This is a genomic window from Mycobacterium colombiense CECT 3035, assembly GCF_002105755.1.
GTDB classification, from domain to species: Bacteria; Actinomycetota; Actinomycetes; order Mycobacteriales; family Mycobacteriaceae; genus Mycobacterium; species Mycobacterium colombiense.
Genome location: NZ_CP020821.1, coordinates 3250936 through 3274010, shown reverse-complemented (window position 1 = coordinate 3274010; position 23075 = coordinate 3250936). Strand labels below are relative to the sequence as shown.

Below are 23075 nucleotides of genomic sequence, written 5' to 3'. Positions count from 1 at the left end.
CCCTTACCGAAGTACCTTGACGGGCACGTTCTTCCAGCCCGCGACGTTCTGCATGGTCACCCGTCGGCAGCCCGCCCAGTCCACTTCGTAGCGCGGCATGAAGTCGAGCAGCCTCTCCAGCGCGATCCGGCTTTCCAGGCGGGCCAGCGCGGCGCCGAGGCAGCTGTGGATCCCGTACCCGAGTCCGAGGTGTTGGGCCTCGGTCTGGTCACGCTCGATGTCGAACGTGTCGGCGTCGGTGAAGGCGTCGGGATCGCGGTTGGCCGCGGCGCCACACAGGAATACGGGTTTGCCCGCCGGGATCACGCCGCCGCTGACGTGGGCCTCCTTGAGGGTGTAGCGGACGTTGTACTGCACCGGCCCCTCGTAACGCAGTAGCTCCTCGACCGCGCCGGGAATCTTGTCGCGATCCTCCTGCAACTTCTGCCACTGGTCGGGGTGACTGGCGAAGATGACCGCCGCGTTGCCCATCAGCTTCGTCACCGTCTCGGCGCCCGCGCCACCCAGAAGGGTTGCGAACCCGCAGATCTCGATGTCGTCGAGCTTGCGCAACTCGCCGTTTTCGCCGGGAATCTCGGCCGCGATCAGCCGGCTGATCATGTCGTCCTGCGGCTCCTGGCGCCGCTCTTGGACCAGGCTGAAGTAGTACATCGCCGTGTCGATGTTGGCCTGCATGCCGGCTTCGCTGACCTCGATCTGCCCGGGCTCGTGGTGCAGGCTGGTGTCGATCCAGTGGCGGACCTGCTGGCGGTATTCCTCCGGCACGCCGGCCATCCGGGTGATGACCTCCACCGGGAACGGACCGGAAAAGTCCTGCACCACGTCGAAGTTGTCCGAGTCCACCGCGCCCAAATACTTGTTGATCACCTCGATGATCGTCTCGCGCTGCGATTGAATTGCCCGTGGCGTAAACGCCTTGTTGAGCAGGCTGCGCATGTGCCGGTGCTCGGGCGGGTCCATGAAGATGATCGACTTCTGCTCGGGGGAGATGCCCCGGCGCACCATCGCCAGGTCGCAGCCGCGCGCCGACGAATAGGTCTCGAAGTCCTTGAACGCGGCCGCCACGTCTTCATGGCGGGTCAGGGCGTAAAAGTCCTCTTTCTCGTCGTAATACAGTGGCGTTTCCTCGCGCATCCGCCGATAGATGTCGAACGGGTTGTTGAAGTAGTCCTCGGAGTACGGATCGAAGACGACCTTCGCTTTTGTCACTGCATCCTCCTCAGCGGCGAGGTTGGGCTGAAACCTTTACAGCGGAGTCACTGACTGTAACGCTAACGGTAATACCTTCGTGACGAAGCTGAAAGACCAAAACGCTGGCATTTCAAATGCTCTTCGCGATGTCGATCCGCTCGATGACGCCTTCCAGCGCACCCAGACCGCCGCCCAGCTCCTCGGCGATATCGCGGACGACGGCGACGTCCTTCGCGACGAAGTCGCCGGCGACCTCGATGAACGACGCGACGGAACCGCCCGCCGCAGCGAGGTTCAGCACGCGACTGGCCGCGCTGCCGTGCTGCAGGGCGCTCAGCAACGTCGATTCCCGCACGCCGAGCCGCTCTCCCAACCGAATCGATTCGGCGAGTAGGCCGATCTGAGCGGCGAACAGCGCATTGTTCACGAGCTTCACCCGCTGGCCGGCACCCGTCGGCCCGACGTGCAGGATCGGATCCCCATAGCAGTCCAGCAGCGGTCGGACCCGGTCGACCGCGTGGTCGGCGCCGCCCACGAATAGCGTGAGACGGCCGGCCTGGATGTCGTGCGGCCCACCGCTTACGGAGGCGTCAACGACGTCAACCCCGTCGGCGCGCCGGGCGATGGCCTCGACGGTGTTCGGGTGCGCGGTGGTGTGCACCACCAACGCCGAACCGGGACGCATGCTCACCAACAGTGCGGTATCCAGGCAGACATCCCGCAGCTGCCGGTCGGTGAATACGCAGAGCACCACCACATCCGCGTGCGCACCGGCCTCCGCCGCGTCGTCGACCGCCCGCGCGCCCAGTTGCTCGATTTCGCGACGCTTTTCGGCCGTCCGACCCAGCACTTGGACGTCGTGACCGGCTACCACCAGACGGCCCACCATGGGACGACCCATCCGCCCCGCGCCGATGAATCCGACCCTCACCGGATCCTCATCGGGGATGGGCCATCAGGGCCAGCGCCGCGTCGGCCGCATCGAGCACGGCGCCGCCGCTCGCCCCGACCTCGCCGGCGAGGTCGACCACCAACCGGACGTCCTTCTGCAGCAGGCCTCCCGCGACATCGGCGAGGCGGTCCAGCCCGCCGATGCCGCCGAGTGCGTTGAGCGCGAAGCTGTTTCCACTACTGCGGGAGACCACCTCGGTGAGGCGATCCGGCTCGACGCCCAGCTCCTTGGCGAACGACAGGGCGGCGGCCGCGGTCGCCAGGTTGGCGGTGAACAACAGGTTGTTGAGCAGCTTCGTGGTTTGTCCGGAACCCAGCTCGCCGAGGTGAACGACCGGATCGGCATAGGTTTCGAAGACCGGACGACACCGCTCGACGACATCGGTGTCGCCGCCGGCCATCACGAGCAGCCTGCCCTCGGCCGCCGCGCCTCCCCCTCCGCTCACCGGCGCGTCGATGACGGAAACACCTTGCGGGGCGGCCTTGTTCGCGAGCTCCCGGCAGGTGTTCGGGTGCACCGTGCTGTGCACGGCGATGACGCTGCCCGGCTTCATCGTCGTCAGCAATCCGCTTTCGCCGCAGGCGAGTTCCTCGATGTCGGCATCGCCGATCACGCACAGGCAGACCAGGTCACTGGCCGCGGCCAGCTCGGCCGGAGACCCGGCGACTTTCGCCGCTGTGTCGGCGAAAGCCTCGAGGACCTCCGGCCTGCGCGCCCACAGCGTGGTGGGGTAGCCGCCCTCGACGATCCGCCGCGCCATGGGTCCGCCCTGGCTGCCCAAGCCGATGAATCCGACGCGCATTACCCTGCCTCCTCGTCCGCCGAACGTGACGCTGCAGCCACGTTCGGACTCGAAGGTGACTGTGGCGTCACAGTCGAGGAGCGGTTTGTGCGTGAGGCCGCCTCGGCCACGCACTCCCGCACGAACTCGAGAACTTTCGAGTGGTAGTCGGGGGCGGCGTGGCTGAGGCTGATGTTGTGCCCCGCGTCCGGTTGTCGATGCACCACGAACCGCGGCGCCCCGGCGAACAGTGCCCCGATCTCGGCCACCGCCGCATCGTCGGCCTGCCAGACCTTTTCGTGCTCAGCGATGCTGAAGTGCACCGGGACGCGCACGGCGGGCGCGAGCTCCGGAAAAGTCTGTCGCGCCCAGTCCGACACCATCTGGTCCTCGTACGAGGGCGCCGACGGCGAAATCGTGGCGCCGCCGAGGACCTCGGGCGGATAGAGCCCCTCTGGGCTCCAGAGCAATTCGCGCATGCCCGACGGGCGGCGTTCGCGGGTAGCGGTTTTCAGTATGTCCTTGGCCGCGGGGTGGTAGTGCCGGCCGGTGCCGGCCAGTTCGATGCCAAGCAGGTCGGCGCCGCGCTCGTCGGCGGCCATCCGTATCATCAGCTCGCAACCGCCGGAATGGCCCCACACGAATACGCCTGCGCCACGAGGTCGTTCGCCGAGGATGCGATCGACGGCACCGTAAGCCAGGTTGACGCGCTGCTCACCGGAGACCATCGCTTCCGGATAGGGCGCCGAGCTGCCATAGCCGGGCCGATCGAGGGCCACCACGGTGAATCCGGCTGCCGCTGCGGTCCGGGCGAGGGAATACGACGGATGACCCGGGCAATCGAAATACATTGCGGTGGTGCCGCCCCCGTGAATGGCCACGATCACGGCCTGAGGGTCTTCGGCTTCGGCGACCAACGCGGACATCGGTACCCCGTCCACGATCACGAGCCGGGGGCGGGGTGCCGTGCTCGTCATCTGTCGGCCCGCAGCAGGAGCACGCCGCTGGGGGTGAGGCCGCCACTGCTGACCACACCCACGCGGGCGCCGGCGACCTGGCGGTCACCGGCCTCGCCGCGCAGCTGGGTGATCGCCTCGTGCAGGAGCCCCATACCGTGCGTGCGGCCGTGCGAGAGTTGGCCGCCGTGGGTGTTGAGCGGCAACAGGCCGTCGCGCGCAATGTTCTTGCCGCCGTCCAGGAATTCCTTGGCCTCACCGATACCGCAGAAACCCAGCGCCTCGATCCAGGACAGGCAGTTGAAGGAAAAGCCGTCGTAGAGCTCGGCGACGTCGACTTCGGCGGGCCGCAGCGAGGTGCGCGTCCACACGTGCGCCGCCTGGCCCAGCACCTGCGGTTCGTGGGTGAGAGTGCTTTGGTCCCAATCGAGTCGCTCGACGATCTGCGTTCCCACCGCTTCCACCAGCACCGGTGGCTTGGCCAGGTCGCGGGCGGCGTCGACGGCCGAGACGATGACGGCGATAGCGCCGTCGCACGGGACGTCGCAGTCGTACAGCCCGAACGGCGTGGTGATGGGCCGCGCGCCCAGGTAGTCGTCCATCGTCATCGGCGTCCGGTAGATGGCGGTCGGGTTGAGTTCGGCGTTGGCGCGCTGGTTCAACGCGATCCAGCCCAGCGTCTCCTTGGTGGTGCCGTACCGGTGAAAGTGCCGCTGCGCGTTCATCGCCAACGTGTGTGCCGCCGACGTCGCCCCGAATGGCATCTGCCAGCCCGACATTCGCCCCATCGACGGGGCGATCTTGCCATGCTTCATCAGCTCGCCGTGGGTGGCTTCCCACACCGTCCGGAAGCACAGCACGTGCCGCGCCAGCCCGCCGGCGATCGCCAGCATCGCGGCGATCACGGAGCCACCCGGCCCGAACGTCTCCATCGCGCCGTTGTGCCACGTCGGCCGGATGCCCAATGCGGCCTCCAGGGCGGTGGTGCCCCCCTCGCCCATTCCCGCCACGTTGAGAGCGCCGGGGTAGGTGGACAGGCCGTCGATATCGGCGAATGTCAGGCCGGCGTCGGCGATGGCCGCTTCACACGCCTGCACCGTCAGCGCCAGCGGCAGCTGCATCAGCCGGCGACCGATCGGCGACGCGCCGATCCCGGTCAGCGCGACCTTGTCCTCGAACTTCTCGGCGGTCAACATCGGCCGGACGTATTCGCCGAACCGTTCCGGCGCGATCTCGTCGTCGGGTAGGGGAACCGACTGCCCGTCGGCACTCGGCTTGAACAGCGGGAACCATACGTCCTCGACCTGCTCGAAGACGACCTCGACCTGCTGGCCGAGTTCGAGCCGATCGGGCTCGCACTCGACGATGTTGGTGGTCAACCGGACCCGGGGATCCTCGGCGATCGCCACCTGCGCGATCACGTAGGGCGCAGGCAGCCCGGGCAGGCTGAATCGCTCGTTGACGGTGAATCCGGCGAGCGTCGCCCTGCCCGAGACCTCCCGCACGCCCACGTCGAGCGAGCGGCAATACCGGCACACCGGCGCCGGCGGATGGATCAGCGATTCACAGGCCTTGCATTCCTGCAGCCGTAGTTTCCCGTCGGCCCCCGAGGTCCAGAAAAACTCGTTCTCCTGCGTGACCTGGGGCAATGGGCGGCCCGGTGCTGCTGACACGTCACCTCCGGGGGTCGCACGGCCGGCCCGGTAGGGCCGTTATACGAATCGGAGAATCACGTTATCACTTGCGAGCAGCCACGATCTACACCGCACCCGCCCTGAGCCCGCCGTCAGTACGGCACCCAGGTGCCGGTGAAATAGGTGCCCCATTGGTGAAAGCCGGCATTCCACATCGGTTCGTTCGGCGACCACCATGGCCGTGGCGGGGGCGGCGGTGGCACGTCCTGCGCGGCGAATGGCGGCGCGTAGGCCGGCGGGGAGGCATACCAATCCGGAATTGCCGGTGGCGGTTTGCACTCGAAGGTCGACACATTCCACGACATGTTGGGGTCGCACTGCGCCGAGCTGATCGCCGGCGTTGCGATCACCCCGACAGCCGCCCCGGCGAAGGTGACCGCAAGGACAGCGGTCAGGCGACGCACAAACCACCTCATGGTGGGCCTCCCACTTGGAGCCATCTCGACCCCGGCTGGTGTCAGCTTATTCCGTAGATACCGCCGCGGCCAGATGGAACATCCGGCGTGACGCGACCGCGAGCCGGGGTCGTCGTGGCGTTTCCGGGCGGCCGGGAGTTATGCTCGCCAGGGCGGTATCAAGTACTTAACATTCGGAGGGCTGGTTGCTCGACGCAGAGAAGGTCCTGATCACCGGGGCGACGGGCAAGATCGCGTTTCCGATCGCGCGTGCCCTGGCGGCGGCGGGAAACGAGGTGTGGGGCGCAGCGCGCCTGAAAGATCCCGCGGCGCGGCAACAACTTGTGGACGCGGGGATCAGGCCCGTGGCACTGGACGTCAGCGCCGGCGACTTCTCAGCTCTCCCGGACGATTTCACGTACGTCTTCCATGCGGCCGTCGACCCCGGCACCGATGACTGGAGCCGGTGCGTGGAAACGAACGCGCAGAACTCGGGCGAACTGCTCTACCACTGCCGCGCCGCACAGGGTTTCGTCTTCTGTTCCACCGGCTCGATCTACGCCTACCAGGGCCGGCGGCCGCTGACCGAGACCGACCCGCCGGGAGCGCCGCTGCGGGCGAACTACAGCTTCTCCAAGGTTGCCGCCGAAGCGGTGTGCACCTGGGTTGCCAAGCGCTACCGGGTTCCGCTCACCATCATCCGGATCTGTTCGACGTACGGCCCCCAGGGCGGTGCGCCGGCCGATCGTCTCGATGCGATGTTGGCGGGCAGGCCAATTCGGCTGCATCCCGACAAGCCGAACAACTACAACCCCATCTACGAAGACGATTACGTGGAGCTGGGCATCCGCGCGATGGAAGTCGCCGCGGTGCCGCCGGTCGTGGTGAATTGGGCCGGCAGCGAGACCGTCAGCGTGGAGGAGTACTGCGCGTTCATGGGCAAGCTGGTCGGCGTCGAACCGATCTTCGAGTACTCGCCCCGGGCGCACACGCCGCTGTGGCCGGACGTCACCCACATGCACGACGTGCTCGGCCGCACCAAGGTGCCCTGGCGCGAGGGCTTCCGGCGCATGGTCGCGGCTCGCCATCCCGAAATCCCGCTGCCCGAACACGATCCGACGAGAACCTGAGGACTGACGCCATGCATCTTCCCGGCACGCCATCGGACGAGGTCGCCGAGATTCTCGCCACCGGGGGCGGCGAAATCACCACGCTGTTCGTCTCCATGGCGGTCCGCCACCCCGGCGGGAAGGACGCCGATTACCTACGCTGGCACACCCTGGACCACCGCGCGGAGCAACACCGGCTGGCCGCCGTGCGCGCGTCGTTGCGGCTGGTGTCGACACCGGCCTGCCGTGCGGCGCGCGCGCTCAGCGAGGGCCCGCTGGACGCGGTCGACCACGTGATGACGTATTTCTTCGCCGATATGGCCGGACTGCACGATTTCAATGAGCTGTCAACGGCATTGGGCAATGCCGGCCGAAAGCTGCCGCTGCTGCCACCGGTGGAGCGTGGCGTGTACGAGGTGCAACGCAAAGCGGCTGCGCCGCGCGTCCGGATCGGGTCGGACGTTCTGCCCTGGCTGCCCGTGCGGGGCGCGTTCGTGTTGGTCGAGCGGGGATCGGCGTCACCGGACCCGCTGGTGGAGGTCGACGGTGTCGCCGGTGTCTGGTCCGCGTTGTCGCGCCGGGTCGACGCCAGTCTGGCCAGCGCCCGAGAGAACCAGACGATCACCTACTGCTTCCTCGATGACGATCCCGTCGCCACCGCCGAGCGGCTGCACCCGGTGCTCAAGGCCCGCTGGGCCGAGGCGGATATCGAACCTCTTTTCGCCGCACCGTTTTTCGCGGTTGTTCCGTACGAGTGGGATCGGTATGTGCCATAGGGGAGGGTTCGCGTGCGCATCGGCTTGATGGTTGGCTCCGACAAGGAGCGCTCGCGTGCGGATCGGCTGGCCGGCTTGATCGACGACGGTGTCGCGGCCGAAGCCGACGGGTTCACCGCGTTTTGGATGCCGCAGGTTCCCGGCTACCTCGACGCCATGACCGCCGTGGCGCTGATCGGGAAGGCCACCGATCGCATCGAAATCGGAACGGCCGTCGTTCCGATCCAGACTCGCCACCCGATGATCATGGCGCAACAGGCCTTGACCACCCAGGTGGCGTGTGGCGGGCGGTTCACGCTCGGCATCGGGCCGTCGCACCACTGGATCGTCAACTCGCAGCTGGGCTTGCCCTACGACCGCCCGGCACGCCTGATGAGGGACTACCTCGCCGTCCTCGACGCGTCCTTCGCGGGACCGGGGGCCGTCGACGTCGACAACGAAAACTACTGTGTCCATTCGCCGGTCGACGTCACGGACGGGTTGGAGATGCCGGTGCTGTTGTCGGCGCTGGGGCCGACGATGCTGCAACTGGCCGGCGAGCGGGCCGGCGGCACCATTCTCTGGATGGCGGACGAGCGGGCGATCGGAGACCACGTCGTCCCGCGCATCACCGCAGCGGCCGGCGCGGCCCGGCGGCCCGCGCCGCGGATCGTCGCCGGCGTGCCCGTCGCGCTCTGCTCACACCGCGAGATCGACGATGCACGCGGCTATGCCAGCGAGGTGTTGGGGCACGCGGATTTCTCGCCGAACTATGTGCGGCTACTGCAGCACGGTGACGCCCAAGACGTCGGCGACACCATGGCGGTCGGCGACGAGGCGGCCGTCCTGGATCGGCTGCGCCGGTATCGGGACGCGGGCGTCACCGACCTGGCGGTGCGAATCGTGCCGCTGGGCAAGGACATCGGCGAGCGGACCGAATCGCGGCGCCGCACCCAGGAGTTCCTGTCTTCCCTCTGCCCGGCTCTGTGATCAGCGCGCCGGAAGTCCGAGGACACGCTGCGCGATGATGTTGCGCTGAATTTCCGACGTGCCGCCCGCGATGGTGCCCGCATAGCTGCTGATGTAGCGCGCGAACCAGCTGGCGGTGAAAAGGTCAGGGGCGTAAGGATTATGCGGGGCGGTGAGCATCTTGTCGGGTAGGCCGTCGACCCCGGCCGCGTCCAGTGCATGCCGCAGCGCGCTCTGTTCGGCCTCCGAACCCAACACCTTCAGCACGGACAACGCGGCCACGTCCACCTCACCGCGGGCCGCCCGGCCCAGGGCGGCCGACCCGAGCAACCGCAGCGCGTAGTAGTCCATCACGATGGTGGCGTAATGGTCCTCGTTGACCTCATCGGCCGGCCGGTAGTCCTCGAGCAATTGCTCGAGCCGGTTCGCGAAGGCCATCCACATCAGGGTGCGCTCGTGGCCGAGCGAGCCGTTGGCGACCTGCCACCCGCCATTGAGCGGGCCGAGCAGGTTGTCCGCAGGCACCCGGACATCGTTGAAGAACACCTCGTTGAAGTCCAACTCGTCGCGGTCATAGACCGAGGGGAAGGGGCGACGCACCACCCCGGGAGTGTTGGTCGGTATGAGGAGTGCGCTGATTCCCTTGTGGCGGGGAGCGTTCGGGTCCGTGCGAACGAAGGTCAGAATCACGTCGGCGTCATGGGCGCCGGAAGTCCATACCTTCTGCCCGTTGACCACGAACCCATCGCCGACCAACTCCGCCTTCGTCCGCAGCCCGGCGAGGTCTGAGCCGGCTCCGGGTTCACTCATCCCCAACGACGCGGTCTTTTCGGCTCGCAGGATCGGGACGGCCCAGCGCCGCTTCTGCTCCTCGGTGCCGAAGGACAACAGCGACGCCGCGATGATGCCGACCCCTTGGGGATTGAAGCAGTGATAGATCCGCCGCCGTGACAGCTCCTCGCGATGCACGAACTGCTGCAGGATGTTTGCGTTGCGACCGCCGAATTCCGGTGGGTTGCCGGGTAGTAGCCACCCGTGGTCGAACTGGAGCCGCTGCCACCGGCGCGACCATTCGGGCACGTGCGAGGTCGACGAAGGACGCTCCGCGGCTTGAGCTTGTGTCGGCAAGTGTTCGGTGAGGAAGCTGACGAACTCCGCCCGGAACGCCTCTACGTCGCTGTCAAAGGTGAGTTGCACGGCGTGACTCTTCCGGACGAGGACCGCTCAGCGCGTGAATCCCCACTCTGCCTCGTTCTCTTCGGTTTTCAGGTGTTCGGCTGGATCCTCGGTGTCGGCGAGCGGCGGCGCAGATGCGCGCGAGGTGCGCTGGCCGATTTCGGTGATGGCATGCACGGGGCAGTCGAGCAGCGCCCGCATGACCGCGTCGCGATCAGGCTCGGCCACCGTGCCGTCCCCGATGAGGGACGCGTATCCCCAGTCGTCCAGCGAGAAGTACCCCGGCGCGTGCTTGGCGCAGATGCCGAAGCCGTCGCAAACGGTGCGGTCCAGACGAATTCTCATGCTTGCCTCACAGCTTCCGCCTCGTAGGGACGGTCCGCGCGGAACACGCCGCGGGCGCAGTCCGGACACGCGCCGCTGAGGTGCGCCTCGACTTCGTCCGGGAACTGATCGAGCAGGCTGGCGGCGACGTTGGTGGCGGCGTCCAGCGTCGCGCACGCGCCGCGCCCGCGCAGCAGCACCGACCAACGGCGCAACCGTTCGACATCCTCCGTCGTCGCGGCGCCGTCGCGCAGCGCTCCGGCGGCCGCGGCCATGGCCGCCGTACCGTTGAAGCACGATCCGCATTGCCCGGCGTTTTCGCGGTCGAAGTAGGCAAGCACCGATGCCGCCACCGCGACGGGGCAGTCGTCGGTGATGACCGAAATCGCGCCGCAGCCCAAACCGCTGCCGACACGTCGCATCGTCTCGTGGTCCAGGGTTGTCTCCAACACGGAGCGGTTGAGCAGGCCGGCGAAGTAGCCGCCCATCAACGCACCGCGGACCTGGTCGGCTGAAACACCATGCAAAGCAAGCAATTCGGTGAACGTCAAGCCGTGGGGGAGTTCGTAGAGCACCGGCGGCTTACCGGCGCCGGTGATGGTGGCCAGGAAGGTGCCGGGCGACAGCGTCGTGCCTTGCGACCGGTAATCGGTCGTGCCGTGGCCCTGCAGGTAGGGCAGGTTCGCCAAGGTCTCGACATTGCTCACCAGCGTCGGCCGGTCGTCGACGCCCGCTTCGAAGGGCCGCGGCGGTTTGTCGGTCGGCTTGGCCGGGCCGCCGTTGATCGCCCGAACGGCGGCGGTCTCCTCGCCGGCGACGTATCCCGGCTGCACGGTGAGCATGTCGATCGTGACACCCAGCGCGCCGGGCTCCAGTTCGCCCAGCGCTGACTGGACGCTGTGCGCCGATTCGGGATCGGACACGTAGACGTAGGCGCGGTCGGCGGCGACCATCGTCGCCGCGAGCCGCAGCCCGTCCAGCACCAGGTGAGGCCGATTGCGCAGCAGCCAGCGGTCCTTGACCGAAGCCGGTTCGCCCTCTTCGCCATTCGCGACGACGACGGGAGCGCCCAGCGCGCGTCCGTTGTCGCGCACCGACCGCAGCTTCACCGCAAGGGGAAACGCCGCACCGCCGCGCCCGACGATGCCGCTGGAATCGATTTCGCTCAGGAATGCGTCGGCGTCGGCGAGCGGGCGGTAGCCGCCGAGCTTCCGGTAGGCCGCAAGGTCTTCCCGGCCCTGGCCGGTGTGCTCCGTCAGCAGCCGCGGCGTGCACCCGGGGAAGGTCGCGGTGGTGATGGTTGTGGACTCGGTGGTGTTCAAAGCTGGCCTGCCATCGTCTTGGTTAGGCTTGCGCACATGCGAACTGCGGTGGTGCGCGTCAACGTCGACCCGGACAGCGTGCTCACGCCCGCGCAACTACGTGACGGCATGGCGGCTCTCCTCGAACTGGTCGCCACGGCCGGCGTGGACATGGTCGAGAACGATCTCGTGTCCATGCCCGCCAGCCGCCGCGAAGTCGAACTTCTCATTGCGGCTGACGACGGCGGCACCGCCAGGGACACGGCGATCGGATTGTGCGCCAGCGCGTTCGGCGGTGTTCCCGCGCCGGGCGTGATCACGTTTGTCAGCCGGGGGACCGACGACGACGCACACGGGGTGCTGTCCGCGTTCGGGTTGACCGGGCACATCGAGCGCACGCCCGGCGAGGACGGATTCGACATCGTCCATGTGACGCTGCGGGAGTCCGACCTCGAGCGGATTCCGGAAAGCCGGGTACACACGGCGCTGGAGGCGTCGCTCAACTGTGAGGTCCGCATCTACACCCGGTAGTGCACCGTTTCCCGCCATTACGAGCCCAGGAATTCGAGGATGGCGGGTGCCGCCTGCACCCAGGTGTCGAACATGTTGAAGTGTTGTACCCGGCCCGCGGCGCGGTCCTCGGAGGCGCGCTCCCAGGCGTCCTCGGGCCACGGCGGGTCGATCAGCTTCGATCCCTTGATCAAGCAGCTGACCTCGAGCGAAGTCCGCTTCGGGTGGTCCATGTCGTTCTCGCCGCCGCGAATGATCAACGTGGGCACCTGGATCCGGTCGAACATCTCGTCCTCGACGCCCGGAATCGTCTGTCCGGGTTTGGAGACGAAGGCGTTGAGCCAGCGCAGCATCAGCTTGAGGAACTCATCCTTGTCGAAGTCGAGGAACCGCTGCTTGTTGTCGGGGTTCTCCTCGATGCGCTCGCGCCATTCGGCCACCTTCACCACGCCGTCCATGCCGGTGCCGCGCACCGCGAGAATGCTGGGAATGATGTAGAAGGAGCCGAGCACGAAGGTGCCGTAGGTGCCGCCGACGATGTTCCACACCACCAGCTTGGTGACCATCTCGGGGTAGAGCATCGTGGTCAGCATGGAATCCCTTGCGCCGCCGGAACCTCCGGCCAGGATGCAGCGCTCGAAGCCCAGGCCGGTCACCAGCTTGTGCAGCGTCTCGGCGCGCATGTGCGACTCGCTCTGCCCGTAGAACTGCACATCGGAGGCGCCACAGTTGGGCCGGTCCCACAACAGCACCCGGTAGCCACCGGCGACCAGGGCATCGGCCAGCGGGCGTAGGCCGGGTATCTCCTTGCTGAACCGGCCGCCCGGCGTCAGGGCAATGAGATCGCCAGAGTCACCGAGGATTTCGTAGACGACATTTCCCCCGTTGATCTCGATAGAAGGCACCCGATTCTCCTGTAGTTAGGCCTGAACCAAAACGTCGTTGCCGACGATGCGCACCGGATAGGTACGAATACTCCATTCGGGCTTGACCGCGGTGGTACCGGTCGCCAGCTCGAAACCCCATTGGTGCCAGGGGCAGTAGATGTATTCCAGGTCGCGCACCATGACGGAGTCACCCGGCGTGGTCTCGTCGACGATCGTGCGTCCCCGGGCCCGTCCCGAACAGAGCGGCCCGCCTTGGTGGGGGCAGTAGTTCGCGATGGCGTAGAAGGTGCCGTTGACGTTGTAGACGCCGACGCCGTGCCGGCCGATGGGTACCAGTTTGTGTGTGCCCGGCGGGATTTCGTCTACCGTTGCGACGACATGCTCGCGGCCCTGGGCGAGGCGTGGCTCGGGCCGCTTGGTTTCCTCCGTCAACTCAGAGCACCCGGGTCTGACCCTCGAGGACCGGAACGGTCTCGGGTAGGTGATAGGTCGCGATGCCGTTCTTGTACATGACCGCGTCGCGGGCGTGCTTGGGCAGGTGTTTGACCAGCCAGCGTGGGTCGTCGAATGTCCAGTGCGGGTAGTCCGAGGAGAAGAGCAGGATCTTCTCGCATTCCATCCATTCCAGCGCGCGGGTCAGTTCGGTTTTGTCTTCGGGGTAGTCCAGCGGCTGGGTGGTGAACTTGATGTGGTCCTTGACGTACTCCGACGGTTTGCGCTTGATGTCGAGCCAGGATTTGCGTGCGTCGTAGATGGCGTCCATGCGCCACATCAGTGGCAGGATCCAGCTGAATGCGTGTTCGACGAACACAATTCGCAGCGTCGGGAATCGATCGAAGACACCGTCGAAGATCAGGCTCATCACCTGGTTGGCCGCCAGCAGCGAATAGGTCACCATGAAGTCGTGGTTGTAGCTGGGGTAGCCCACCGGCGGCATCGGCAGCTCGTCAAAGTGGCTGCGGGACAGGTGGCAGCTCACGGTGATGTCGTGCTTGGTGGCCGCCGCCCAGATCGGGTCGTATTTCGGGTGGCCCCAGGACGGCCGGGGCTCGGCCTTGATCAGAATCTGGGCCATAAAGGGATGTCCGGCCCAGCGCTCGATCTCGCGCACCGACTCTTCCGGCTCCTCGATGGCAAGGCAAATCGACCCGCGCCACCGCTCGTGCCAGTTGTTGTGGCTGTCCAGCCAATGGTTGGCCTGCCAATCGTTCAGCGCGGCCGACATCGCGTGCTGCGCTTCGGGAATGCGCGCCGGGTATGCCGCTGGTTCCAGGATCGCGATGTCGGAGCCGGCCTCCATGATCAGCTGGCGAAACGCCATATCCGGGTCGCTGCAGGGGAATTCACCGTTGGCGGGGAAGGCATCCACCCGCATCGCGTAGGAATGCGCGTAGTCCGGGGCGTCATAGTAGATCTGCTCGCCAACGGAGCGAGTGAGGAAGTACTTGCTGCGCCACGGCTCGGGGATGTACGGGAGTAGCTCTCCGCGCTTGGGCGCGGGGTGGACATCCGAGTCGACGCAGCGGACGGCTATGCGCTCGGTAGCGGGGACCCGCTCCTGCGAATGGGTCAACGTCATCTGGCTCTCCTCAGTCTTTCGCGATACTTCTACTCTGCGCTCACCCCGGCGGGAATGTCTATGCCGTAGAGCTGCGCCGCGTTGCGCCAGCAGAGCTTCTCGCGCTGCTCGGCGGACAACGCCCTGGGCAGCTTGGTGACATCGCCGCACTGCCAGTGTGGATAGCTCGAGCCGAACATCACCATGTCGTCTTTACCGGTGAAGCCGAACCATTCGCCGGCGAACTCGACGTCGCCGGGGCCGTCGAGGCTGCCCTGGACGAAATACACGTGGCCGGGCAGGTAGTCGCTGGGAATCCGCGGAGCCCACGGTGTCTGTTCCAGGTGCGGCCGGCCGAACGTGTCCATCCGCCAGATGAACGGCGTGATGAAGTCGGCGGCGCCGTCGCCCCACACGAACTTCAGGCCGTCGAACCGCTCGAAGACTCCCTCGGCGATCATGTTCATCTGGTGGTACAGGTAGTTCAATGCCATGAAACTGACGTACTGCTCGTAGGTACGCGTGTTCCCGGACGGCGTCGGCGGAAACGCAATGCCCGAGCCCACTTCGATGTGCGCCGCGACGGGAAGCCCCGCGTCGACGGCGGCTTCCCAGATCGGCCAGAACTGCGGTTTGCCGTAGAGCTCGCGTGATTGCAGCGGGACGCCGATCTGCACCACCCGCGGGTGGGCGCGCCATCTCTCGATCTCGCGCAGCGCGCCGGGAATGTCGTCGGGGTTGACCCGGATGGTGCCGCGGAATCGCTCGCCGAACTCGCTGGATTCCAGCCAGTTCGACACCATCATCTCGTTGTGCGCGGCGTGCAGGGCACTGCCCAGGTGCCGGTCCGGCATGATGCCGCGCGCCATCGGATGCAGGACTGCAATGTCGACACCGCGCTTCGAAAACAGTTCGTTGGCAACGAAATCCGGATCCGAACCCGGGTACTGGCGGTCCGGGCCCTCGGTGTTGGGGGCGTACTCACCGCCGGGGGCGCCGTACCAGTCCATCTCGTAGTCGGGGAACCCGCGGCTCTTGAACGGCTCGCGCAGCGTCTTGCGGAGCGCCTTGTTGGACGGAAAGAAGATGTGCACGCTCGCGTCGATCAACGGTGTGCTGGTTCCGTCAGCGTGTGTGATCACGAGAGCCACCCTTCGGCTCCGGCGGCCGAAGCCGGCCGTGCGAGGTCATATGATAGCCAATCTAACATTTTCTTCAGCGGTCCATCAACGGGTTTCCGGTAAGCATTTCGTTTAATCATTACCCCTGGTAGCGGGCGTTTTACGATTTTCTGGGCAAGTCGGGTTCTTCATTCCGGATAATACCATTCTCCGAGTTGCGGACGGATGCGATCCGGGCGGTCGCTCACCGCGACGCCCGGCTGCCGAAGGGCTACTCCGAGGCCCCACCCACCGTGACGCCGGCGGCCCGCTCGAACGGTTTGATCACCGTCGTGAAATCGGAGTCGGGCCCTTCGGTGCGCGCGAGCGCCTCCCACAGCCGGCCGACGGTCTGGGCAACCTCGGCGGGCACACCGAGCGCCCGGGCCTCGTCGAGGTAAAGGCGCACATCTTTCAGCATCAGCCCGGTGGCGAAGCCGTAGTCGAAGGTGCGCGGCAGGATCGCACGGGGGAACTTGTCGCGGCTCGCGCTCGTCGCACCCGACCCCGCGTTGAGTATCTCGATCATCACGCCGGGATCGAGGCCGGCTTTGACGCCCATCACGACGACTTCCGCGGTCGCGGCCAAGACGTTCGCCGCCAGAATGTTGTTCGCCAGCTTCATCGTCTGTGCCGAGCCCGGCTTGTCGCCGACATACATCGGCCGGCCTAGCGCCTCGAGCGCGGTTCGTACGGCGTCGAATTCGCGGCGCGGGCCGGACACCATCAGCGCCAGAGTCCCCTTCTCGGCCCCGCCGACACCGCCGCTGACCGGGCTGTCCATTGCCACTATGTTGCGCTGGGCCAGCAAGCCGTGGATCCGCACGGCCATTTGGCTACCGACAGTGGACAAGTCGACATAGCGCTGCACCCGCGCACCTTCGATCACTCCCGCCGGACCGGTGGCCACCTCGAGTGACGCGCCCGGTGTAGGCAGGCTGGCCAGCACCGTGTCGGCCCGATCGGCGACGTCTTTGGGCGATGACGCCGGCCGCGCTCCCAGGGCGACGGCGCGCTCGAGGGCTTCGCCGCGCGTGTCGAATGCGACGACGTCATGTCCTTCCCTGATGAGGCGACATGCCATGGGAAAGCCCATGTTTCCCAGCCCGACGAACCCAACGTCCACGGTGTGCCCCTCACCCCGATGGTGACGCCCCGCTGCGCCCGGCTCCGCCGCGCTAGCGGTCGCCACTGTCCCGGTTCATTTCGTCGAACGCCTCATTGGCGATGCGAAAGCTGTCGACGGCGGCGGGCACGCCGCCGTAGATGGCCACCTGCAGGAAGATCTCGCGGATTTCCTCACGGGTGACGCCGTTGGTCAGTGCCGCTTTGACGTGGGTGCGTAATTCGTTGGGCCGGTTGAGCACCGAGATCATCGCCAGGTTGAGCATGCTGCGTGTCTTGCGCGGCAGTTCCTCACGTCCCCACACCGCACCCCAGCAGTATTCGGTGACGAGGTCTTGCAGCGGCGCGGTGAAGTCGTCGGCGTTGGCCAGTGCGCGGTTGACGTATTCCTCGCCCAGCACCTCGGAGCGGATTCTCAGCCCCCGCTGGTAGGTTTCGCGATCCAATGTTTCCTCCTTCAAAGGCGAACGACGACAGTCTTGGTGGCGCTGAATGTGTCGAGGGCTTCATACCCCTTCTCGCGGCCATAGCCGGACTTCTGGAAGCCGCCGAACGGCAACTCCACTCCGCCGCCCGCGCCATAGGTGTTCACGTAGACCTGGCCCGCGCGGATCCGTGCCGCCAGCCGGTGCGCGCGGGCCAGGTCGCTGGTCCACACCGCGCCGAGCAGGCCGTACTGCGTGCCGTTGGCCAACTCGATCGCCTCGTCGTCGGTGCTGAACCGGTTGACCGTCAGCACCGGACCGAAGATCTCCTCCTGGCCGATCGGCGATGCGGGGTCGGCGCCGTCGATGATCGTGGGCGCGAAGTAAGCGCCTTCAGCCAGTCGCGCGTCGTTCGGAGGGCAACCGCCGCAGAGGATTTCGCCCTCAACGTTGTCGGTGAGCATGTCTTGAACCCGCCGCTGCTGCTTTCGGGAGATCAGGGGTCCGAGGTCATGGTCCTCGATCCCGGGCCCAATTGTGGCCGAAGTCAAACGCTGTCGGACCATGTCGACCACGGTGTCATGAATCGCGTCGTGCACCAGCAGGCGCGATCCAGCCGAGCATGTTTGGCCGGCGTTTTGCAGAATCGCCTTGGTGATCGACTCCGCGGCGCGCGCCAGATCCGCGTCGGGGAAAACGATCTGCGCGGACTTGCCGCCCAGCTCGAGGGTGGTGGGGACCACGCGATCGGCGGCGGCGTGAGCGACAATCGATCCGATCTGAGTCGATCCGACAAAGCCGAGGTGGTCTACGTCGGGATGCGCGGTGAGCGCCGCCCCGGCCTCGGCGCCAATGCCGGTCACCACGTTGAACACGCCCAGCGGCAGGCCGGCCCGCACCGCCAGGGTGGCGAATTCCACTGCCGTCCTCGGTGTTTCGTCGGCGGGCTTGACCACCGCACAGTTACCCACCGCGATGGCGGGAGCCACCGCGCGCGCGAGCAGCTGCATCGGGTAGTTCCAGGCGATGATGTGACCGGTCACCCCGAACGGCTCGCGCCGGGTGTACACGTGCAGATCCGTCGAGAGCGGGATGGTTTGGCCGTAATAGGAGTCGATGGCGTGGCCGTAGAACCGGAAGTACCGGGCCGCGACGGCGGCATCGGCGCGCGCCTGGCTCAGCGGCTTTCCGGTGTCCTCGCACTCCATTCGGGCCAATAGCTCGCGGTTCTCGTCGATGGCATCGGCGATCCGTGTCAACAGGGTCGCCCTGGCCTCCGGTGAGGTTTCCGGCCAGCGCTTCGACGCCGCTCGCGCCGCCCGCACGGCGCGGCCCACCTCATCACCGCCGGCGCGCGCGACGGGTCCCAGGGATCGGCCGGTGGCCGGATCGATGTTGTCGTACACGTCTGGCGAGGACACCGATTCGCCGTTGATGAAGGACTGCGTGGTGGTCACGGTGGTCCGGGCCTCTTTCGTCGCACCGACGGGTATCTACACGTTAATGTATATTTCCGTGGTCACGACAACCCGGCGTGGGCGGCCGACGCAGGCCGAAGCCAAGAAGCTGCAACAGAAGTTGCGCAAGGCGGCCGTGGCGACGTTCGTCAAGCACGGTTACGACGGCACCAGCATGGACGCGATCGCCAAGGCGGCCGGCATCACTCGGCGCACCCTCTATGCGCGCTATCCCGACAAGCGCGCGGTGTTCCTCGACGTCATTCCCTGGGCGCTCACCCGCAGAACGGAACGCGACGAGACCCACGAGGTGGGTGAGGCTGACCTGCGGACCGCCCTGGTCGAGGTCGGTCGGGCCGGTCTCGAGCGCGCGATCGATCCAGACATCGTGCGCCTGACGCGGATCGCGATGAACGAATCGGCACGGTTTCCGGAATTCGCCGTCAGTGCGCACTCCATGACCTGGTCCCCACGCCACCGGCAGGTGATGGACCTGCTCCGTCGCCATCACGAGGCGGGGGACATCGAGATCGATGATCTCGAGATGACCGCCGGCCACTTCATCGCGCTCGTCGAACATCTACCCGCGCGGTTGGCGGACTGCGGAATCTACCGCAGCTCCGAGGAGGACGAACGCCACCTGCAGCGCGCCGTCGACCTTTTCCTGCGCGGCGTACTCCGGCGGGACTGAATCTGACCGGCTGCGCACGCGCCGATTGCCTCCCCAATTAGCAAGGTAGGCAACGGAACCTGTGCGGATTCGCCGCCGACCCTGGACTATTAATATACGCTCGTGTTTACTTAACTGCGGTGGCGTCAACCCGAGGAGTGCCGGATGACCTCTGCAGTCGAGCGTCTAGTGACAATGGTCGGGGCGGAGGACTGCTTCGACATCGAGCCCGCGGAACTGTTGCCGCTGCAGTTGCAAGCGGCCGCCGAGCGTTTCGAGGCCCAGTCAGAACGCATTCCGCTGTTGGCGAACCGCGCGGAATCGGGAGGGGTCGAGCGCATCGCGCAACCCGCCGACCTGGTGCCGTTGCTCTTCGCGCACACCACGTACAAGACGTACGCGGAGGGCTGGCTCAACGACGGCCGGTGGGGCCGGATGGGCAGGTGGTTGGCCACCGTCTCCACCCGCGACGTCGACGGCCTGGACACCGCCGGGGTCCAGACGCTGGATGACTGGCTGAAACGGCTGGAGACCGCCGGCCACTACCTGTCGTGTTCGAGTGGCACCACCGGCAAACCCGCGATGCTGTCGTGCACCGAGGGCGACATCGAACTCTCGGCGCGAATCAACAGCGAGGCGCTGCTGTGGGCCACCGGCCTCACCCGCGGCGAGGACCGTAAATTCCTGGGCCTGGGACCGCAATTCGCCGCCCCACGCGAGGACGCGATCCGCCAGGCGATGGTCGATTGCTTCTCGTCGCGTTATCCGCCCTACCAATTCGGCGACGGCGAGCCGATCACCGTCGGGTCGATGGTCGACATGATCACGTTGCGCCGCAAACTGGCCGACGGCACCGCACGCCCGAGCGAAATCGCGGACTTCGAACGCATCGCCGCACAACGTGGCGCCGACATGGAAGCTTCGGCCCAGAAGGCTGTCGACGCGGTGATCGAGGCCCGCGCCGAGCCGCTGCTGGCCACCGGCATGTTCGCCACCTTGTATCAGATCGCTGAAGGCATCCGCGCCAAGGGGCACGGCGGCGACGACTTCCTTGCCGGCAACGCGATGATGGTCGCCGGTGGGCTCAAAGGTGCAGTGCTGCCGGACAATTACCGCGAATACGTCCTGGAGACGTTCAATGTCACCGAGGACCGGCTGTATCACGCGTACAGCATGCGCGAGATCAACGCGACGTTCCCGCTGTGCGCTGCCCAGCGATATCACGTTTCGCCCTGGGTGATCATGCTGCCGCTGGATGCCGCCGGCGAGAAATTGCTCGATCCCGTTGACGGCGAGATCGAGGCCCGGGCAGCGTTTTTCGACGCGTCGATCGAGGGTCGCTGGGGTGGCGTGATCAGTGGGGACCGGGTCAGTGTCAGCTTCGGCAAGTGTCGGTGCGGCCATCAGGGGCCGACGGTGGGCCGCGAGATCACGCGATACGCCGACCTGCCCGGCGGCGACAAGATCACCTGCGCCGGCAGCATCGACGCCTATGTCCGAGGCGTCGCATGACCGCGTTGGCGGCGCCACATTTCGTCCAGGGTGTGCTGGTCGAAGGAGAAGGCGACCGTCACCGATCCCGCGACCTGGGCGCCGACTTCCTCACTCCCACAATCGATCTTGACGCTCTGGTGATGCCGCGGTCGCAGCTGCCGCCGCTGCTGGACGTCAAGCTCGACGAGATCATCGACTTCCTGGCCGAAACGGGCGAGCGCCTGCAGCTGGATCGCAACCCCCACCTGCAGGAATGCCTGGAACTGATCGCGGCGACGAATCCGCTGCCGCGGCGCGTGGTGGAGAATCTGTATCGCCAGGCCCCGATGTACCTGACCAAGCCGCTGCTGAACAGCATGGTCGATTCCAACTTCGCCGATCGCAAGGCGCTGGACGGGTGGGTCGAGCGCGTCGACGTACATGGCAACAAGGGGGCGGTGCGCGCCTTCCCGTCCCGAATGATCCACATGCTGGCGGGCAACGCCCCGTCGGGCTGCGTCGCCTCGATCGCGCAGGGCGCGCTGGTCAAGGCCGTCAACGTGTTCAAGCTGCCGTCGAGTGACCCCTTCACCACGGTAGCGGTGCTGCGCACCATGGCCGAGATAGAGCCGAAACACCCCGTCGTGCAATCGATGTCGGCGATCTACTGGCAGGGGGGCGACACCGCCATCGAGCGCACGCTCTACCGGCCGCAGTACTTCGACAAGATCGTCGCCTGGGGAGGCGGCGAGGCGATCAACAACGTGATCCAGTACCTCGGCCCGGGGATCCAACTGATCTCCTTTGACCCCAAGTCCTCCATCTCGATGATCGGGCGCGAGGTGTTCGAGTCCGAGGACCTCGTCGCAGAGGTCGCCGATCGGTTGGCGGCCGACACCACGGTGTTCAACCAGGAGGCCTGCCTGGCCAGCCGCTTCGCCTTCGTGGAAGGTGAACGGCCCCAGGTGGAGTCGTTGTGTGCGGCGCTGGCGCAACGGCTGGCCGTGGACCGCGATTTCGCCTCGGCCGCCGGCCCGCCGCTGTCGGCGGAGGCGCGTGACGAGATCCAGGTGATGGAGGCGATGGGCGATCTCAAGGTCTGGGGCGGGTTCGACGGCCGCGGCCTGGTGATCCTCTCGGACCGGCCCGTGGAGTTTCAGCCCACCAACAAGACGTCGAATGTCGTCATGGTCGGATCGCTCGACGATGCGGTTCGCTATGTCAATGTCGCCACGCAAACCATCGGTGTGTACCCGTACGAGCGCAAGGCGCGGCTGCGGGATCGGCTGGCAAGCTCTGGGGCTCAACGTCTGTGCCGGCTGGGCACGGCGAATGCGCACGTGCTCGGTAGCCCGCACGATGCGATGTATCCGTTGCAGAGGTTCGTGCATTGGATGGGCGACGACGACATCACCCGGGCAGGCGTATGACCGTGCGGCGCGCTGCACGCTAGGTTGCGGGGGAGAGCGGGCGTAGAGGAGACGAAGTGACCGGAGCAAGCGCGGACATCTGGGAAGTGATGTCGACGGCCCGCACGATCCGGCGCTTCACCGACGAAACGGTCGACGACGCGACCCTGGCGCGCTGCCTCGAGGCGGCCAGGTGGGCCCCCTCCGGCGCCAACGCGCAGGGTTGGCGTTTCGTCGTGTTGCGCTCGCCCGAGCAGCGGGCGGTGGTGGCCAAGGCCGCCGCCCACGCGCTGGAAGTGATCGAGCCGGTCTACGGCATGAGCCGGCCGGCCGACGACGACAACAGCCGCCGGGCCCGCACCTATCGTGCGACGTACGAATTGCACGACCGCGCCGGTGAATTCACCTCGGTGCTGTTCGCCCAGGCGCACTACCCGACCGCGTCGGAACTGCTGCTCGGCGGTTCGATTTTCCCGGCCATGCAGAACTTTCTGCTGGCCGCCCGCGCCCAGGGGCTGGGCGCCTGCATGACCAGCTGGGCCTCGTACGGCGGTGAACGACTGCTGAGGGAAGCCGTCGGCATACCGGAGGGCTGGATGGTGGCCGGCCACATCGTGGTTGGGTGGCCGAAGGGCAAGCACGGGCCGCTGCGCCGCCGCCCGCTTGCCGAGTTCGTCAACCTCGACCGCTGGGACAACGCCGCCGACGGCCTCGTGACCAGCGGTTAGGTCGCTGCAGGAAGTCCACTCGTCACCGGCCTTCCGGTGACCCCATGCCCGGATTCAGAGATTATTACTT

24 protein-coding genes are annotated in these 23075 nt (G+C 66.7%); 8 read left to right on the top strand and 16 right to left on the bottom strand.

The features are described from left to right. Positions 1–3 precede the first annotated feature (3 nt). The 6 genes from B9D87_RS15030 to B9D87_RS15005 all read right to left on the bottom strand — a co-directional run bounded on the left by B9D87_RS15030 (position 4) and on the right by B9D87_RS15005 (position 5990). The gene (locus tag B9D87_RS15030; RefSeq protein ID WP_007777384.1) at positions 4–1209 is read right to left on the bottom strand and encodes a cytochrome P450; all 1206 of its coding nucleotides are present in this window, start codon (positions 1207–1209) and stop codon (positions 4–6) included. A gap of 112 nt (positions 1210–1321) precedes the next feature. Further along, complete coding sequence (locus tag B9D87_RS15025) at positions 1322–2080, bottom strand: NAD(P)-dependent oxidoreductase (RefSeq protein WP_040632014.1); 759 nt, start codon at positions 2078–2080, stop codon at positions 1322–1324. A gap of 49 nt (positions 2081–2129) precedes the next feature. Then, on the bottom strand, positions 2130–2945 hold the full coding sequence (locus tag B9D87_RS15020; RefSeq protein WP_007777379.1) for an NAD(P)-dependent oxidoreductase: 816 nt from the start codon (positions 2943–2945) through the stop codon (positions 2130–2132). After that, positions 2945–3901: an alpha/beta hydrolase gene (locus B9D87_RS15015; protein ID WP_040632012.1), complete on the bottom strand. Its 957-nt coding sequence runs from the start codon at positions 3899–3901 to the stop codon at positions 2945–2947. The genes B9D87_RS15020 and B9D87_RS15015 overlap by 1 nt, the downstream gene beginning before the upstream one ends. Continuing rightward, positions 3898–5553: a thiolase C-terminal domain-containing protein gene (locus tag B9D87_RS15010; RefSeq protein ID WP_007777374.1), complete on the bottom strand. Its 1656-nt coding sequence runs from the start codon at positions 5551–5553 to the stop codon at positions 3898–3900. The genes B9D87_RS15015 and B9D87_RS15010 overlap by 4 nt, the downstream gene beginning before the upstream one ends. Before the next feature lie 113 nt (positions 5554–5666). Next, positions 5667–5990: a hypothetical protein gene (locus tag B9D87_RS15005; RefSeq protein ID WP_040632010.1), complete on the bottom strand. Its 324-nt coding sequence runs from the start codon at positions 5988–5990 to the stop codon at positions 5667–5669. 185 nt (positions 5991–6175) lie between these two features. Between B9D87_RS15005 and B9D87_RS15000 the strand changes: the two genes are divergently transcribed. The 3 genes from B9D87_RS15000 to B9D87_RS14990 are packed head-to-tail and all read left to right on the top strand — an operon-like array spanning position 6176 to position 8823. Further along, positions 6176–7099 carry an NAD-dependent epimerase/dehydratase family protein gene (locus tag B9D87_RS15000; protein ID WP_007777370.1) on the top strand — a complete coding sequence of 308 codons (924 nt, stop codon included), beginning with the start codon at positions 6176–6178 and terminating at the stop codon, positions 7097–7099. Between the two features lie 11 nt (positions 7100–7110). Continuing rightward, complete coding sequence (locus tag B9D87_RS14995; RefSeq protein WP_007777367.1) at positions 7111–7854, top strand: hypothetical protein; 744 nt, start codon at positions 7111–7113, stop codon at positions 7852–7854. A 12-nt stretch (positions 7855–7866) separates the two neighbouring features. Further along, a complete protein-coding gene (locus tag B9D87_RS14990) occupies positions 7867–8823 on the top strand; it encodes an LLM class F420-dependent oxidoreductase (protein ID WP_007777364.1) in 957 nt (318 codons plus the stop codon). Here B9D87_RS14990 and B9D87_RS14985 read toward each other — a convergent pair whose 3' ends face one another. Genes B9D87_RS14985 through B9D87_RS14975 form a run of 3 tightly spaced genes read right to left on the bottom strand, consistent with a single transcriptional unit; the run spans position 8824 to position 11624 of the window. After that, positions 8824–9999 carry an acyl-CoA dehydrogenase family protein gene (locus tag B9D87_RS14985; RefSeq protein WP_007777361.1) on the bottom strand — a complete coding sequence of 392 codons (1176 nt, stop codon included), beginning with the start codon at positions 9997–9999 and terminating at the stop codon, positions 8824–8826. It lies immediately after the preceding gene. Positions 10000–10026: 27 nt separating this feature from the next. Next, a complete protein-coding gene (locus B9D87_RS14980) occupies positions 10027–10323 on the bottom strand; it encodes a ferredoxin (RefSeq protein WP_007777359.1) in 297 nt (98 codons plus the stop codon). Further along, positions 10320–11624, bottom strand: coding sequence for an NADH-ubiquinone oxidoreductase-F iron-sulfur binding region domain-containing protein (locus B9D87_RS14975; protein WP_007777357.1), 1305 nt, complete (start codon positions 11622–11624; stop codon positions 10320–10322). The genes B9D87_RS14980 and B9D87_RS14975 overlap by 4 nt, the downstream gene beginning before the upstream one ends. Positions 11625–11660: 36 nt before the next feature. On the opposite strand from B9D87_RS14975, the gene B9D87_RS14970 reads away from it, so the two are divergent. Next, positions 11661–12134: a nuclear transport factor 2 family protein gene (locus tag B9D87_RS14970; RefSeq protein ID WP_007777355.1), complete on the top strand. Its 474-nt coding sequence runs from the start codon at positions 11661–11663 to the stop codon at positions 12132–12134. 17 nt (positions 12135–12151) lie between these two features. Here the strand turns inward: B9D87_RS14970 and B9D87_RS14965 are convergent, their stop codons facing one another. From B9D87_RS14965 to B9D87_RS14935, 7 genes are all read right to left on the bottom strand, one after another. Continuing rightward, entirely contained in the window at positions 12152–13018 is an 867-nt protein-coding gene (locus tag B9D87_RS14965) for an alpha/beta fold hydrolase (RefSeq protein WP_007777353.1), read from the bottom strand. Between the two features lie 15 nt (positions 13019–13033). Continuing rightward, entirely contained in the window at positions 13034–13432 is a 399-nt protein-coding gene (locus tag B9D87_RS14960) for a Rieske (2Fe-2S) protein (protein WP_007777351.1), read from the bottom strand. 1 nt (position 13433) lies between these two features. Next, complete coding sequence (locus B9D87_RS14955) at positions 13434–14579, bottom strand: amidohydrolase family protein (protein WP_007777348.1); 1146 nt, start codon at positions 14577–14579, stop codon at positions 13434–13436. Between the two features lie 29 nt (positions 14580–14608). Then, complete coding sequence (locus tag B9D87_RS14950; protein ID WP_007777345.1) at positions 14609–15700, bottom strand: amidohydrolase family protein; 1092 nt, start codon at positions 15698–15700, stop codon at positions 14609–14611. Positions 15701–15950: 250 nt separating this feature from the next. Beyond that, a complete protein-coding gene (locus B9D87_RS14945; protein WP_040632008.1) occupies positions 15951–16844 on the bottom strand; it encodes an NAD(P)-dependent oxidoreductase in 894 nt (297 codons plus the stop codon). A gap of 52 nt (positions 16845–16896) precedes the next feature. Next, positions 16897–17289, bottom strand: a complete 393-nt coding sequence (locus B9D87_RS14940) for a carboxymuconolactone decarboxylase family protein (RefSeq protein WP_007777339.1) — start codon at positions 17287–17289, stop codon at positions 16897–16899. A gap of 11 nt (positions 17290–17300) precedes the next feature. Beyond that, complete coding sequence (locus B9D87_RS14935; RefSeq protein ID WP_007777337.1) at positions 17301–18725, bottom strand: aldehyde dehydrogenase family protein; 1425 nt, start codon at positions 18723–18725, stop codon at positions 17301–17303. 46 nt (positions 18726–18771) lie between these two features. On the opposite strand from B9D87_RS14935, the gene B9D87_RS14930 reads away from it, so the two are divergent. The 4 genes from B9D87_RS14930 (at position 18772) to B9D87_RS14915 (ending at position 23005) form a co-directional block, all read left to right on the top strand. After that, positions 18772–19416, top strand: coding sequence for a TetR/AcrR family transcriptional regulator (locus B9D87_RS14930; RefSeq protein WP_040632098.1), 645 nt, complete (start codon positions 18772–18774; stop codon positions 19414–19416). A 144-nt stretch (positions 19417–19560) separates the two neighbouring features. After that, positions 19561–20907 carry a hypothetical protein gene (locus tag B9D87_RS14925; RefSeq protein WP_040632006.1) on the top strand — a complete coding sequence of 449 codons (1347 nt, stop codon included), beginning with the start codon at positions 19561–19563 and terminating at the stop codon, positions 20905–20907. Beyond that, positions 20904–22298 carry an acyl-CoA reductase gene (locus B9D87_RS14920; protein ID WP_007777329.1) on the top strand — a complete coding sequence of 465 codons (1395 nt, stop codon included), beginning with the start codon at positions 20904–20906 and terminating at the stop codon, positions 22296–22298. Before B9D87_RS14925 ends, B9D87_RS14920 begins: the two co-directional genes overlap by 4 nt. Positions 22299–22387: 89 nt before the next feature. Beyond that, complete coding sequence (locus tag B9D87_RS14915; RefSeq protein WP_052002592.1) at positions 22388–23005, top strand: nitroreductase family protein; 618 nt, start codon at positions 22388–22390, stop codon at positions 23003–23005. Positions 23006–23075: the final 70 nt, after the last annotated feature.